We start from the raw sequence: 13,085 nt of genomic DNA, 5'->3' as shown, positions 1-13,085 counted from the left end.
TAATGCGAAGTAATTACAACTTAACAAAAATACCGCGTTTGATCGAATTTCCTTCTTAAAAACTAAAATAATTAGTATTTAAATGCTCAAAAAAATATCGTGGGGTATTTTGCTTATATTAATAGCATTGTGCTTATACTATTGGAATTGGCTCTCCTATGGCTATAATCAGGCCAAAGGACAACTCAAAGTCATTACCCAATCCCGACCTATTGAAGATTTTCTCCAGGATCCCAATTTTCCAGATTCATTAAAACAAAAACTGGAACTCACCATGGCCGTTCGCGGCTTTGCGGTAGATAGCCTGGGGCTAAACAAGTCAGATAATTACACAGAGCTGTATGATCAGAAAGGCAAAACACTCCTTTGGAATGTCTCAGCTAGCGAGCCCTATGCACTTAAAGCCTACACCTGGCAGTATCCTTTTCTGGGCGAAATGCCGTACAAAGGTTTTTTTGATTTGGAAAAAGCCAAAAAAGAAGCTGATTTACTGAAAGAAAAGGGGCTTGATGTTCGCATCAGAACGGTCGGAGGATGGTCCACCCTGGGCATCCTCAAAGATCCGCTACTCTCCAACATGCTGGAAAGAAATGACGGTGCCCTGGCCGAGGTAATCATCCATGAGCTCACGCATGCAACCCTTTTTGTTAAAAACGAGGTGGAATTCAATGAAAACCTGGCCTCTTTTATCGGGGAGAAAGGTGCCGAACGCTTTCTTGTCTCTCACTTTGGGGACAGTTCGGCTCAGCACCTGGAGTACCTCCAGTCCCTGGCTGACTCAAAAACTCTTACCAGGATCATACTGGCGGGAGCAGGAAGACTCGATAGCTTGTATGGGAGCTTTACCGATTCGCTGAAAACCTCACTCAAAGATTCGCTTAAAAACAATTGCATTCAGCATATTGCTAATGATCTCAAAAACGGAGCATTCTACAATACCCGATACCAAAACATCTTTGATGACGTATTGCCAAACAATGCCTACTTCATGGCACACAGGCGTTATCACAATCAAGAAGATTCCATTCAAGCCATATTTCATCAATATGATGACGACATCAAATTGATGCTCACAGCTATGAAAATAAAGTATGGAAAGTGACTTTAATTAACAAATTGTTACCTTATTACTCATAAAACCGATTTGTCTTTAATTTTGAATAATATCGAATGTCTTTGCTCCTATCCAGTACTTCTGGGTGATGCGGCTAAGGCGAGTTAATTTTTCATCAATAAACTGTTAAGATTTCTTTAACTCAAACCACAAACTCATGGCGAAGAATGCCCAAAAAATTTTGGTCGTAGATGATGAAGCAGACATTCTTGAATTATTAAAATATAACTTGATCAAAGAAGGCTATGACGTGAAAATAGCCCTGGACGGGATCAAAGGTGTGGATATTGCCAAATCATTCGTGCCGGACCTGATCATTCTGGACATTATGATGCCCAAGCAAGACGGTGTAGAAACCTGTCGTCAGATACGCGAAATTCCTGAGCTGGCAAATGCCTTTGTCATCTTCCTTACAGCCAGATCTGAGGAGTATTCTGAGGTGGCCGCTTTTGATATGGGTGCCGATGACTATATCACCAAGCCTATCAAACCGCGTGCATTGGTTAGCAGAATCAATGCCCTGTTCAGGAGGGAATCCAAGAAGAAAAAAGAATCCAATCAAATTTCCATAGACAACCTGATCGTAGACCGAACCAGCTACACCGTGTTTGTGGGAGAAGAGAAGGTCAGCCTTCCCAAAAAAGAATTCGAACTTTTGTACTTTCTGGCTCAAAATCCCGGAAAGGTTTTCAGTAGAGATGAACTCCTACAAAACATCTGGGGCACCGATGTATATGTACTGGCCCGAACAGTGGACGTGCACATTCGGAAGGTGCGTGAAAAAATAGGTGATGGCTACATCTCCACCGTCAAGGGTGTCGGGTATAAGTTTGACACCAATTAATATAGATACAAATACAATTCGATGATCATCAACTCTCGCGGACTGGCCCTGATGCTCGCCTTTGTGATCTCCATGATTGCGACAGCTTTTCTGGCTCTGGTGCCTTCCGTGCTCACCACAGCATTGATCATCGGGTTTGGCATCACTTTTTGTGCTTCCTATATTCTCATCAGGTTGGTGCTCGAGTTTCTCTTTTTCAGACATATTAATGATATCAATGAGGCCCTTGAAAACTTTCAGGATCAGGAATTATCAAACATCACCAAGCCCACCAAGACGCTTTCACTAAACCCTCTGAAAAGAATCAATAAGGATATTTTCAGCTACGCAGAAAAAAAGCAGCAGGAAATACTGGAGCTTAAGCGCATGGAAGTATTTCGTCGGGAATTCATTGCAGACGTATCTCATGAGCTAAAAACTCCCATTTTCGCTGCCCAGGGTTTCGTGCATACCCTATTGGATGGCGCGGTGGAAGACAAAAAGGTTCGTGGAAAATTTCTAAAGAAAGCGGCCAAAAGCCTTGATGGCCTTGACATCCTGGTGCAGGATCTGCTCACCATCTCTCAGATGGAAACCGGAGAGATCAAAATGCACGTGGAGAACTTTGACATTGTAGCCCTGGCCCGCGAAGTACTGGATCAGCTGGAGGACAAAGCCGAAAAACAAAAAATTGACATCCAGATTGAAGAGCCCACCGCCAGGCATTTTGTAAAGGGCGACTACCGACGCATCTATCAGGTATTAATCAACCTGATGTCAAATGCCATTAAATACACCAAGAAAAAAGGCACTGTCAGAATCCGGTTTGAGGAAAAAGACAACCACGTCATTACCTCCGTAGTGGATAATGGCAGGGGAATTCCTCAAGAAGACCTCAAGAGAATCTTCGAGCGATTTTACCGGGTAGAAAAAAGCCGATCCAAAGAAAAAGGAGGCACCGGGCTCGGTCTGGCCATCGTCAAGCACATCATGGAGGGCCATGGCTCCACTGTAGAGGTGAAGAGTCAGGTAAAAAAAGGATCGACTTTTAGTTTTAAATTAAAAAAAGGTAAGCCAGTTGCGCATAGATTTGTGGAGGAAGACGAAGAGGACGAAGAAGACTATGCATAAATACCTGAAAGGGATCACACTCAAGGACCTGCTTATTTTTGAAAATGACCACTATCTGGTCATCAATAAACCCCCGTATATCTCCACACTGGACGACAGGAACGACCCTGTAGATATTCTAAAACTAGCCAAAGAGCACCACGCCGATGCTCAGGTCTGCCATCGGCTGGACAAAGAAACCTCCGGAGCGCTCGTCATCGCGAAGCATCAGGAAGCCTACAGGCATTTTGCCATCATGCTGGAAAGACGTCAGGTAAAGAAAGTTTATCACGCTGTGGTAGGAGGCATTCATGAGTTTGATAATGTTTCCGCTGACCAGCCCATTTACTCCACCAACAGTAAGTCTCGGGTAGATTTCAGAGAAGGAAAACCTTCACTTACCCTTATCAGCACACTGGAAACCTTTAAATATCATACCTTGGTGAAGTGTTTTCCGGTATCGGGTCGCTTGCACCAGATTCGCGTACACCTTGCTTTTCACAAAGCACCCATCAGCTGCGATCCTGTGTATGGTGGAGAGTACATTTATCTCTCCGGGATCAAGAAAAACTTCAACCTTTCCCGTCATACCGACGAGGAAAAGCCGATTTTACCCCGAGTAGCCCTTCATGCACACAATATTGCGTTTTATGATTTTGACGCTAATGAGGAGCGAACAATCGAGGTAGAAGCACCTTACCCGAAGGATTTTGGTGTGTTAATCAAGCAGCTACGTAAATACCTGTGATTTAATTCATTACCATCTTTTGTTTTTCAAGAATTAAACTTCTATTTTTGTGTCCCTTTTCCAGGGGAGAACCATTAAGTTCATTTAAACGAATAAAAAATTGGATACTTTAAGCTATAAAACGGTATCGTTAAACAGTGCTACAGTAGAAAAGAATTGGGTCATCGTAGACGCAGATTCAAAAGTGTTGGGTAGAGTGTCCAGCGAAGTAGCTAAAATCATTAGAGGAAAAAACAAAGCCAGTTACACTCCGCACGTGGATTGTGGTGACAATGTCATCGTGATCAATGCAGACAAAGTAAGACTGACAGGTAAAAAGTGGAATGACAAGCAGTACGTTCGTCACACAGGATTTCCTGGAGGGCAGCGTTTTGAAACTCCTCTTGAAGTGAAGGCTAAATCTTCAACCCTTTTAGTAGAAAGAGCTGTTAAAGGCATGCTTCCTAAGAACAGACTTGGAAGTAAGCTCTTTAAAAATTTATACGTGTATGCAGGTGCTGAGCACCCTCATGCAGCACAACAACCAAAAGAAGTAAAACTTTAAAAACCTAGATGGAAATCACTAACACCATTGGAAGAAGGAAGACCTCTGTAGCTAGAATCTACCTACAGAGCGGTAAAGGTGCTATCACTGTGAACAACAAGGATATCGCCACCTACTTTCCCTCTGAAATTTTACAGACCATCGTAAAGCAGCCTCTAGTGACGCTGCAACTCGACGGCAACTATGATATCAACGTGAATGTTGATGGAGGCGGACCAAAAGGTCAGGCTGAAGCGGTAAGACTTGCAATCTCCAGAGCACTGGTAGAGCTAGACGAAGAAAACAAACCAGCTTTGAAAAAAGAAGGTTTTATGACTCGTGACCCTCGAATGGTAGAGCGTAAGAAATACGGTAGAAGGAAAGCAAGAAGAAGATTCCAATTCAGTAAACGTTAAGATATCATCATGCAAAAGCTAGAATACAAAGACTTATTGGACGCTGGTGTTCATTTTGGTCACCTTACACGTAAGTGGAATCCACAAATGGCGCCTTACATCTTCATGGAGAAGAATGGCATCCACATTATAGATCTCAATAAAACCCTGACCTGCATGGATCAGGCAGCACACGCCTTACAGTCAGTCGTAAGATCAGGCCGTAAAGTAATGTTCGTTGCTACCAAAAAGCAGGCTAAAGAAGTGGTAGAAACTGCCGCTCAGAAATTGGGCATGCCCTACGTAACCGAAAGATGGTTGGGTGGTATGTTGACCAACTTCGCAACCATCAGAAAGTCATTGAAGAAAATGGCTGGTATTGACAAGTTGATGAAAGACGAGTCTTACCTGAACCTTGCGAAGAGAGAGCGACTGATGATCAGCCGCGAGAAAGAAAAACTGGAAAGAGTACTAGGTGGTATAGCAGACCTAAACAGACTTCCAGCTGCACTTTTCGTGATCGATATCAAAAGAGAGCACATTGCAGTAGCAGAAGCTCAGAAGCTTAACATTCCTGTATTTGCTTTGGTAGATACAAACTCTGATCCTACTCAGGTAGATTTCCCAATCCCAGGTAATGACGATGCATGGAAATCAATTAACCTGATCACTAACTACATCACTCAGTCCTTGGAAGAAGGTCTGGCTGAGCGTAAGAAGGATAAGGAAGATCAAAAACTACAGGAAGAAGAAGAAGCAAAGAAGAAAGTAGACGAAGAGGCATAAGCTTCCTCATGAAATAATCATTTCAAAAATTGAACATTGCTCCGATTCCTTTCGGACGGTGTTCAATTTTTTTTAATAAGCATTGCTAAAAATTAAAAGAAGACAAGAATGGCTATTACTGCGCAAGACGTAAACAAACTAAGACAAATGACTGGTGCCGGCATGATGGATTGCAAAAAGGCACTCGTAGAAGCAGATGGTGATTTTGAAAAAGCGATAGAGCTACTCAGAAAAAAAGGTCAAAAAGTATCGGCTAACAGAGCGGACAGAGAGACCACTGAGGGGATCGTAGTAACCAGAACCAACGAGGACAAGACCAAAGGTGTAGTGCTTGCGCTCACTTGCGAGACTGACTTTGTGGCTAAGAATGAGGACTTTGTAGCCCTGGCCAATCTGGCTGCCGACCTGGCTTTCGAAAATGCTCCGGCTGATGTTGAAGCCTTGCTGGCTTTGAGCGTAGGTAGCATCACCCTGGGTGATAAAATCATCGAAGCTACTGGTAAAATAGGAGAAAAAATTGATGTGAAATTCTACGAAACTCTCGCTGGAGAGGCCGTAGTACCCTACATCCACTCCAATGGTAAGCTTGCCGTAGTGGTCGTATTGAAAAATGTAAACGGTGCTGACGTAGAGGAAGCAGGTAAAGATGTAGCGATGCAAATTGCTGCGATGAACCCGGTAGCCGTAGATAAAGATGGTGTTGATCCAAAAGTGATCCAGCAGGAAATCGAAATTGGAAAAGAGCAAGCCAGACAAGAAGGTAAGCCTGAGAACATCATTGAGAAAATCGCTGAAGGTAAGCTTCAGAAATTCTTCAAAGAAAACACACTTTTGAGCCAGTCTTTCGTGAAAGACAACTCTCTTACCATTGCTTCCTACCTGAATGGTGTGAGCAAAGGTCTGACTGTATCTGAGTTTAAAAGAATATCTATCGGATAATCACCATCCGGTAGTCTATCAAAAAAGCCTCATGATTTCCATCATGAGGCTTTTTTTATGACTCAGTTTGTCTAATGTTCTTTTCAGTCGGCCTTGCTGATCAGGTTAAAATCGATTGGCACCATGTTCTGGTCAAAGTACAACTGCTCATCCCCCTTTTCCTTGCTCCTGATTTTCATCTCGTACCCAACAGAATTATCCTGTTTGAACTTAGTGACTTTCTCAAACCTCATCACTTTATACTTTTCATATTGATCATCCAGGTGGTAAACCAGAGAGACCGGCATACTATTACTTACATCTACACGCTCCTCTATTCTCTTGCCCCGCGAATCATAAACTACCGACACATCCATCGACTCAAAAACAAAAGACACCGTATAGGTATCCTCCCCGGAATCAAGCCACTGTTTTGTTTCACTTTTCGGATAGTGATGGAAGTGCCATTTCAGGATATCGAAAGAAATATCCGACTCACTGACCAGTTGTGCGCGAGTATCTGTGGACGAAATGGCAACTAGAAAAAAAACAGCTATTATTAATTTGATAAAATAACCCCTTCTCATAATACTATTATTTAGAAGTATTTTAATGTAATGTTAAAATACTCAAAATATCATAAGAACACCAATAAGTCTTCGATGCATTTAGCTAATTCTCAGATAAGTAGAGGTTTTTCAGAGTCTAAGAATCTATCTCCTCCCCACTTTCGTGGCTGCGGAGCTTGATCTGCTCTGTAGCCGGTGCAATCTCCTCCTCGGTAGCCGGCACATTGATCAACAAATCGAGATCAGGCTGCCCCCCGTCCACCCAGGCGGTAAACCAGAAATCCCCTACCATCTTGATAGCTCTCTTCATTTGACGCTCCACCATACCATTGAGCATCTCATGATAGTCCCGCGAAAAGTCATAGGAATAAACCCTGACCGTCGTGGCTCCCCGCTCTTCATAGCTATATTTCTTATCTTCCGGATACCTTAGGGTCAGGAGCTTCTCAAACCTCAATACCGAATCGAGTGCGAGATGTGAGCTTTCCACTGCTTTCCAGGCTTCCAGCTGAGTATTTTTGATATACTCTGCCTTCCCGGTAAACAAATCATAGTGCTCAAAGAATACTTCCGGCAGGCGAGATTCCCAAAACCCATGAATACCCAACTGTCCCGTAAGCTGCCCATTGTAATTCTCGGTGGTATGCAGAGGCACATGAGCGTCTCCTATATAATGCCCCAGATCCACCGAATACCTTAAGATACGGTCAGCATCCCTATTGAGAAACGCCTGGGTCAGCTGATATTTCACCAGATTGATATGCCAGGGCACTATGCCATAGGCCTGCAAAGTATCCTCGGTGTACATGGCTACAGCATCATTCCAGTAGCGAGGCATATTATACAAAGCACTGTCGCCATATACATCCAGGTCTATGTAATGTCTGGCAGCCTCCTCCTTCATGATGTATCGGCGTTTGTCGGGGTTAATCGCCTTCTCGGTGATATATTGAATGTGGTACTTATAGAAACCCATCATTTCTATGGGCAGTGTAAACACCGCCACCCGATTGATTTTCTGATGGGAGAAAAACCCCCAACTACTGGAGACTATCGCCCCCAATAGCACTATTAGATAAACTTTATGTGCTCCTTTCATCGCAAAATGAAATTAGTCATTTTTTTCGTGGGTTTTTTAAGGTGAACATTATGAAATGTATTTGTTTTTTTTACCAATTGCTCTATCTTTGCATCCCTTAAACAAGGATAGGAGAATAAAAAGCTTATGGCAAATCATAAATCCGCATTAAAGAGAATACGATCAAACGAGGCAAAAAGACTCAGAAATCGTTATCAGCATAAAACTACCAGAACCTTTATCAAAAGGTTGAGAGAAGCTACAGACAAAACCGAAGCACAGAAGCTTTTGGGTGAAGTTTTGGGCATGGTAGATAAACTTGCTAAGAATAATATCATTCACAATAACAAGGCGGCTAATCTTAAATCAAGCTTAACTAAAAGAGTTAACGCGCTTTAAGACTTAGTTTGTCCTCTTCAGGATATTCACACCCTGTTCGCATGGCGAATAGGGTTTTTTATTATCTTCAGTGCTGTAAAATACTGGCAGGTAATGGAAAAATCCGATCATACTTATCTAGCTATCCACCAGTGGGCCGAAGAAGACCGTCCACGGGAAAAGCTACTCCTCAAGGGAAAGGCGAGCTTATCTGATGCCGAATTGATAGGCATCCTTCTCGGCTCTGGCACGAAAACTCTCAGCGCCGTGGATCTCGCCAAGCAAATCCTCAGTACCGTTCATAATGACTTGCATGCTCTGGCAAAGCTCTCTGTCACCGATCTCATCCGATTCAAAGGCATAGGAGAAGCCAAGGCCATCACCATAGTGAGTGCATTGGAGCTCGGACGAAGAAGAAAAGAATCCGAACCACGAAAAACCCTCAGAATCACCTCAAGCAGTGATGCCTATGAATACATGAAGCCGGAGCTCACCGATCTGCCTCATGAGGAATTTTGGATCATCATGCTCCGACGAAACAATGCGATTATAGGAAAGGAGCAAATCAGTGTGGGCGGAGTATCAGGCACTGCGGTAGACCCTAAAGTTATTTTCAAAAAAGCCTTGGATGTGATGGCCAGTGGCCTCATCCTCATACACAATCATCCATCCGGCAATGCCCAACCCAGCGAAGCTGACAAGAAACTCACTCGGAAAGTAAAATCAGCCGGCGAGACGCTGGACATTCCGGTATATGATCATCTCATTTTCACAGATCACACCTATTTTAGCTTTTCGGATGAATCCATAATGCCTTAGTGCTCGAGCCAACATGAAAAAACTTCTTTTTATACTGATCCCGGTAGCTGCTGTTGCTATTATTTTCTATTCATTGTCGGGCAACTCAGATGAAGCTTACATCAGCAAAGTCGCCGACACACGGGCCGAGCGTGTACGCTTTTTGAAAAGTTCTGAACAATCGCCCTTTACACAGTTTGACCTGAAATACGAGCCGCTCAGTTTTTTCACCATCGATCCCTCCTATAAGGTCCGAGCCAATCTGGAAAGAATCCAATCACCTTCCCGAGTGATGATACAAAGTAGCGATGGCACCTCAGCTCCCTATTCCAAATTTGCCTATGCATCTTTTAAGTTTCAGGGTCAATCACTTAAACTACTCATTCTCAAGCCTGCCGGCTTTGGGGCTCTCCCTAACACATACTTTACAGCCTTTGCGGATGACACAAGTGGTGAAAGCACCTATGGCGGTGGCCGCTACCTGGACCTGCAGATAGGTAAGTCGGATAACATTGAGATCGACTTCAATCTCGCTTACAATCCCTACTGCGCCTACGTCAGTGAATACTCCTGCCCTCTGCCCCCTGCCGAAAATGTGCTACCCCTCCGTATAGAAGCCGGCGAAAAAGATTATAACCATTGATTTGATAGGGCATTAGACTTCACTTTCCTATTTTTGCCGGTTACATATCGGGGGGATCGTATTCACTACGAAAAATGACAGAATTCCCTCTGATGATCCGGTTAAAAACAGATTTAAAAAATACAATTACATCAGGATGAAGATTTCCTACAATTGGCTCAAGGACTATATATCGCTTTCAGAATCACCCGAAGAAATCAGCTCTGCCCTTACCCAGACCGGTCTGGAAGTGGAAGGTGTAGAACACGTGGAAAAAATACCCGGGGGATTTGAAGGGCTTGTCATTGGGGAAGTCATCGAATGTAAGCCCCACCCTGACGCAGATAAGCTACAGCTCACCAAAGTGGATGCAGGAACAGGAGCACTTCTTCCTATCGTCTGTGGTGCGCCCAACGTTAAACAAGGGATCAAGGTCATCGTAGCCACAGTAGGCACGACCATCTACCCTACGAGCGGTGAGCCTTTCAAAATCAAGAAGGCCAAAATAAGAGGAGAGGTTTCTGAGGGCATGCTTTGTGCAGAGGATGAAATAGGTTTGGGTACAAGCCATGCGGGTCTGTTGATCCTGGATACCGAAAAACCCAACGGCACCCCGCTCATTGAGATTTTCGAATCTGGCTCTGACTATGTATTTGAAATTGGCCTGACCCCCAATCGTGGGGATGCTACCTCTCATCTGGGGGCCGCCCGGGACCTGAAAGCATTTTTCAAAAGACCCATTGAACCACGCCAATCCAAAAGTCTAAAAACGGAAATCGACCGACCCATTGAGGTAACGGTAGAAAAGAATGAGGCTTGCCCGAGGTATTCAGGCCTCACCATTCGCGGACTGAAAATAGGGCCTTCTCCTGATTGGTTGCAGTGGCGGTTAAAGGCTGTTGGGCTGTCCCCTATCAACAACGTAGTTGATATCACCAACTATGTAATGATGAGTCTCGGTCAGCCGATGCATGCTTTTGATGCTGACGCAATTACCGGAAACAAAATCACCGTAAAAACTTTACCAGCGGGCACAAAATTTACCACCCTTGATGAAGTGGAGCGGAAGCTGAGTGACAAAGACCTGATGATCTGCAATGATCAATCGGGTATGTGCATCGCCGGAGTATTTGGTGGAACACAGTCCGGTGTGAAAGACAGCACCACCAGCATTTTCCTGGAAAGTGCCCACTTCTCAGCAGATTGGGTACGTGGTACGGCCATGCGACACGGTCTTTCTACCGATGCTTCCTTCCGGTTCGAAAGAGGCTCTGATCCCGAGATGACCCTCCCAGCCCTTCAAATGGCTGCAGAGATGATTTTGGAGCTCGCAGGTGGCCACGTGGCATCCGAAGTGGTGGATATCTATCCACAACCTATTTTGCCGGTTAGGATTCCTACCACCTATCAAAATTTTCATCGACTAATAGGCATTACACTGCCCAACGACCAGATCATCGAAATCCTTAATCTGCTGGACATCCAGACAGAAACTATTGATGACGCCTCCTTCACCGCCATTGTGCCTCCTTACAGAAGTGAAGTGACGCGCGAAGCAGACCTGGTAGAAGAAGTTCTGAGAATTTATGGGTTTAACAATATCCCGCTGGAAGAAACCCTCTCTGCAGGATACCTCTCTTCATTCAGCGAAAAAGAGCCTTACAAGCTTCAGGAAGATCTTTCTACCTACCTGGCCGGAAAGGGCTTTTCAGAAATACAAACCAATTCTCTCACTAACCCCAAATACTATAAGGATTTGGGCCTTGGAGGTGAGCCGGTGGAGATCCTGAATAAATCGAGTGAAGACCTGGGGTATATGAAAACCTCACTGCTCTACACCGCCCTGGAGTCAGTCAGACACAACATCAACCGAAAAACCAAAAACCTGAATCTTTTCGAGTTTGGTAAAATTTACGCCCAGAAGAACGAAAAATATAAGGAAGACCAACTGCTGGCATTCTATATGAGTGGCGACTCTCACGAGGAAAGCTGGCTGGAAGGCGCCCGAAAAATAGGATTTCACGACCTCTCAAGAGTCGTTTTCTCATCGCTTCAGCACCTAAAGGTCGTTGGCTATACCACAGAACCAACGGAGGACCCGGCTTTGGAATACGGACTGGCTGTGAAACTCAATAATAAGGTGATTGGGAAATTGGGGATGCTAAAAACTAAAATCTCTCGTTACTTCGACATCAAACAGGAAGTGTTCTACGCTGAGTTTTTATGGAAAGACCTGGTAAGAGCCGCTAAGGTGGAAACGTCGTTTGAAGAAATCTCAAAATATCCTGAGGTCCGCAGAGATCTTTCGTTGGTACTGGATAAAAAGGTATCTTACAATGAGATTAAAGATTTAGCTTTCAAGTCTGAAAAAAAATTACTAAATCGAATTAATGTCTTTAGCGTGTATGAAGGAGACAAACTGGAAGCAGGCAAAAAATCATACGCACTGAGTTTCTTTATTCAGGACAAAACTAAAACACTCACAGATAAGGGTATTGATAAGGTCATGAATGGCCTGATCAGCACATTTGAAAATGAAGTAGGAGCAATTATCAGAAAGTAAATGGGCAACGAAACACTGAGAACTGAAATCAACAATCTGGAACGAAGGGTTAAACTTTTACTTAGTGAACACGCACAGCTTAAAGTAGAGCTCCAAAAAGTAAGCAATGAGAACCAACAGTTGAAAGCTCAGGCTTCACAGCAGGAGGCCAATCTTGCAAACTTTCAAAATCAAATGAAAATTAGTAAAATTGTAGAAAGCATGGTAGTCGGCGATAGCGATGCGAACGAGGTGAAGGATGTGCTTGACGACTATATTAAGGAGATAGATAAATGCATTGCTCATTTGGGTGAAGCTTAAATACCTGATGGCAGAATTATCAATAAAGCTAAAAATAGGAAACCGGGAGTACCCCATGAGGGTAAAGGCCGAGGATGAGGAACGTATCAGACGTGCTGGTAAGATGTTAAATGAAAAAATAAAATCTTATCGGAACCAGTTTGGTATAGAAGACAACCAAGACCTGCTTGCCATGGTGGCATTTGATTGCCTGGTAGACAAAATGAAAAACGAAGAGACTATAGAGTCCACAGACGAAGTAGCACTTGATCAACTGAGAAACATTAGCCAATTGATAGCGAACGCTATTTAAACCCCTCCGTAATACAGTCCACACCCCATTCCCGGCCCTCCCCGACAGGCCATGTATGTGAAATACCT

16 protein-coding genes are annotated in these 13,085 nt (G+C 43.9%); 14 read left to right on the top strand and 2 right to left on the bottom strand.

Annotation, left to right across the window (positions count from 1 at the left end; genetic code table 11):
* Positions 1-82: 82 nt before the first annotated feature.
* The 8 genes from GV030_RS14915 (at position 83) to tsf (ending at position 6,438) form a co-directional block, all read left to right on the top strand.
* Positions 83-1,102, top strand: a complete 1,020-nt coding sequence (locus tag GV030_RS14915) for an aminopeptidase (protein ID WP_159583404.1) — start codon at positions 83-85, stop codon at positions 1,100-1,102.
* 169 nt (positions 1,103-1,271) lie between these two features.
* Positions 1,272-1,958 (top strand): response regulator transcription factor, encoded by a 687-nt coding sequence (locus tag GV030_RS14910; protein WP_159583402.1) that lies wholly within the window; start codon positions 1,272-1,274, stop codon positions 1,956-1,958.
* Between the two features lie 21 nt (positions 1,959-1,979).
* Positions 1,980-3,068, top strand: coding sequence for a cell wall metabolism sensor histidine kinase WalK (locus GV030_RS14905; protein ID WP_159583400.1), 1,089 nt, complete (start codon positions 1,980-1,982; stop codon positions 3,066-3,068).
* Positions 3,061-3,795 (top strand): RluA family pseudouridine synthase, encoded by a 735-nt coding sequence (locus GV030_RS14900; RefSeq protein WP_255465448.1) that lies wholly within the window; start codon positions 3,061-3,063, stop codon positions 3,793-3,795. The genes GV030_RS14905 and GV030_RS14900 overlap by 8 nt, the downstream gene beginning before the upstream one ends.
* A 100-nt stretch (positions 3,796-3,895) precedes the next feature.
* Positions 3,896-4,339 (top strand): 50S ribosomal protein L13, encoded by a 444-nt coding sequence (gene rplM / locus GV030_RS14895; protein ID WP_159583398.1) that lies wholly within the window; start codon positions 3,896-3,898, stop codon positions 4,337-4,339.
* Between the two features lie 8 nt (positions 4,340-4,347).
* Entirely contained in the window at positions 4,348-4,734 is a 387-nt protein-coding gene (gene rpsI, locus GV030_RS14890) for a 30S ribosomal protein S9 (protein WP_159583396.1), read from the top strand.
* Between the two features lie 9 nt (positions 4,735-4,743).
* Entirely contained in the window at positions 4,744-5,499 is a 756-nt protein-coding gene (gene rpsB / locus GV030_RS14885; protein ID WP_159583394.1) for a 30S ribosomal protein S2, read from the top strand.
* 108 nt (positions 5,500-5,607) lie between these two features.
* Positions 5,608-6,438, top strand: coding sequence for a translation elongation factor Ts (tsf, locus tag GV030_RS14880; protein ID WP_159583392.1), 831 nt, complete (start codon positions 5,608-5,610; stop codon positions 6,436-6,438).
* 83 nt (positions 6,439-6,521) lie between these two features.
* Here tsf and GV030_RS14875 read toward each other — a convergent pair whose 3' ends face one another.
* Both GV030_RS14875 and GV030_RS14870 read right to left on the bottom strand, forming a co-directional pair.
* A complete protein-coding gene (locus tag GV030_RS14875) occupies positions 6,522-7,004 on the bottom strand; it encodes a hypothetical protein (protein WP_159583390.1) in 483 nt (160 codons plus the stop codon).
* 118 nt (positions 7,005-7,122) lie between these two features.
* The gene (locus tag GV030_RS14870; RefSeq protein ID WP_159583388.1) at positions 7,123-8,085 is read right to left on the bottom strand and encodes a zinc dependent phospholipase C family protein; all 963 of its coding nucleotides are present in this window, start codon (positions 8,083-8,085) and stop codon (positions 7,123-7,125) included.
* A 126-nt stretch (positions 8,086-8,211) separates the two neighbouring features.
* On the opposite strand from GV030_RS14870, the gene rpsT reads away from it, so the two are divergent.
* From rpsT to GV030_RS14840, 6 genes are all read left to right on the top strand, one after another.
* Positions 8,212-8,463 (top strand): 30S ribosomal protein S20, encoded by a 252-nt coding sequence (rpsT, locus tag GV030_RS14865; RefSeq protein WP_159583386.1) that lies wholly within the window; start codon positions 8,212-8,214, stop codon positions 8,461-8,463.
* Positions 8,464-8,556: 93 nt separating this feature from the next.
* Positions 8,557-9,261 (top strand): DNA repair protein RadC, encoded by a 705-nt coding sequence (radC, locus tag GV030_RS14860; protein WP_159583384.1) that lies wholly within the window; start codon positions 8,557-8,559, stop codon positions 9,259-9,261.
* Positions 9,262-9,274: 13 nt separating this feature from the next.
* Positions 9,275-9,883, top strand: coding sequence for a DUF1684 domain-containing protein (locus tag GV030_RS14855; protein WP_159583382.1), 609 nt, complete (start codon positions 9,275-9,277; stop codon positions 9,881-9,883).
* Between the two features lie 136 nt (positions 9,884-10,019).
* The gene (gene pheT / locus GV030_RS14850; RefSeq protein WP_159583380.1) at positions 10,020-12,425 is read left to right on the top strand and encodes a phenylalanine--tRNA ligase subunit beta; all 2,406 of its coding nucleotides are present in this window, start codon (positions 10,020-10,022) and stop codon (positions 12,423-12,425) included.
* Positions 12,426-12,725 carry a hypothetical protein gene (locus GV030_RS14845; RefSeq protein WP_159583378.1) on the top strand — a complete coding sequence of 100 codons (300 nt, stop codon included), beginning with the start codon at positions 12,426-12,428 and terminating at the stop codon, positions 12,723-12,725.
* Positions 12,726-12,732: 7 nt separating this feature from the next.
* A complete protein-coding gene (locus GV030_RS14840; protein ID WP_159583376.1) occupies positions 12,733-13,017 on the top strand; it encodes a cell division protein ZapA in 285 nt (94 codons plus the stop codon).
* Positions 13,018-13,085 lie beyond the last annotated feature (68 nt).

The sequence above is a fragment of the Marinoscillum sp. 108 genome (assembly GCF_902506655.1).
Classification (GTDB): Bacteria; Bacteroidota; Bacteroidia; order Cytophagales; family Cyclobacteriaceae; genus Marinoscillum; species Marinoscillum luteum.
This window is presented reverse-complemented; position numbering and strand designations above follow the sequence as displayed.

Coding starts and splice junctions, on each gene's coding strand:
- GV030_RS14915 (WP_159583404.1), top strand. CDS start 83: ATGCTCAAAAAAATATCGTGGGGTATTTTGCTTATATTAATAGCATTG.
- GV030_RS14910 (WP_159583402.1), top strand. CDS start 1,272: ATGGCGAAGAATGCCCAAAAAATTTTGGTCGTAGATGATGAAGCAGAC.
- GV030_RS14905 (WP_159583400.1), top strand. CDS start 1,980: ATGATCATCAACTCTCGCGGACTGGCCCTGATGCTCGCCTTTGTGATC.
- GV030_RS14900 (WP_255465448.1), top strand. CDS start 3,061: ATGCATAAATACCTGAAAGGGATCACACTCAAGGACCTGCTTATTTTT.
- rpsI (WP_159583396.1), top strand. CDS start 4,348: ATGGAAATCACTAACACCATTGGAAGAAGGAAGACCTCTGTAGCTAGA.
- rpsB (WP_159583394.1), top strand. CDS start 4,744: ATGCAAAAGCTAGAATACAAAGACTTATTGGACGCTGGTGTTCATTTT.
- tsf (WP_159583392.1), top strand. CDS start 5,608: ATGGCTATTACTGCGCAAGACGTAAACAAACTAAGACAAATGACTGGT.
- GV030_RS14875 (WP_159583390.1), bottom strand. CDS start 7,004: ATGAGAAGGGGTTATTTTATCAAATTAATAATAGCTGTTTTTTTTCTA.
- GV030_RS14870 (WP_159583388.1), bottom strand. CDS start 8,085: ATGAAAGGAGCACATAAAGTTTATCTAATAGTGCTATTGGGGGCGATA.
- rpsT (WP_159583386.1), top strand. CDS start 8,212: ATGGCAAATCATAAATCCGCATTAAAGAGAATACGATCAAACGAGGCA.
- radC (WP_159583384.1), top strand. CDS start 8,557: ATGGAAAAATCCGATCATACTTATCTAGCTATCCACCAGTGGGCCGAA.
- GV030_RS14855 (WP_159583382.1), top strand. CDS start 9,275: ATGAAAAAACTTCTTTTTATACTGATCCCGGTAGCTGCTGTTGCTATT.
- pheT (WP_159583380.1), top strand. CDS start 10,020: ATGAAGATTTCCTACAATTGGCTCAAGGACTATATATCGCTTTCAGAA.
- GV030_RS14845 (WP_159583378.1), top strand. CDS start 12,426: ATGGGCAACGAAACACTGAGAACTGAAATCAACAATCTGGAACGAAGG.
- GV030_RS14840 (WP_159583376.1), top strand. CDS start 12,733: ATGGCAGAATTATCAATAAAGCTAAAAATAGGAAACCGGGAGTACCCC.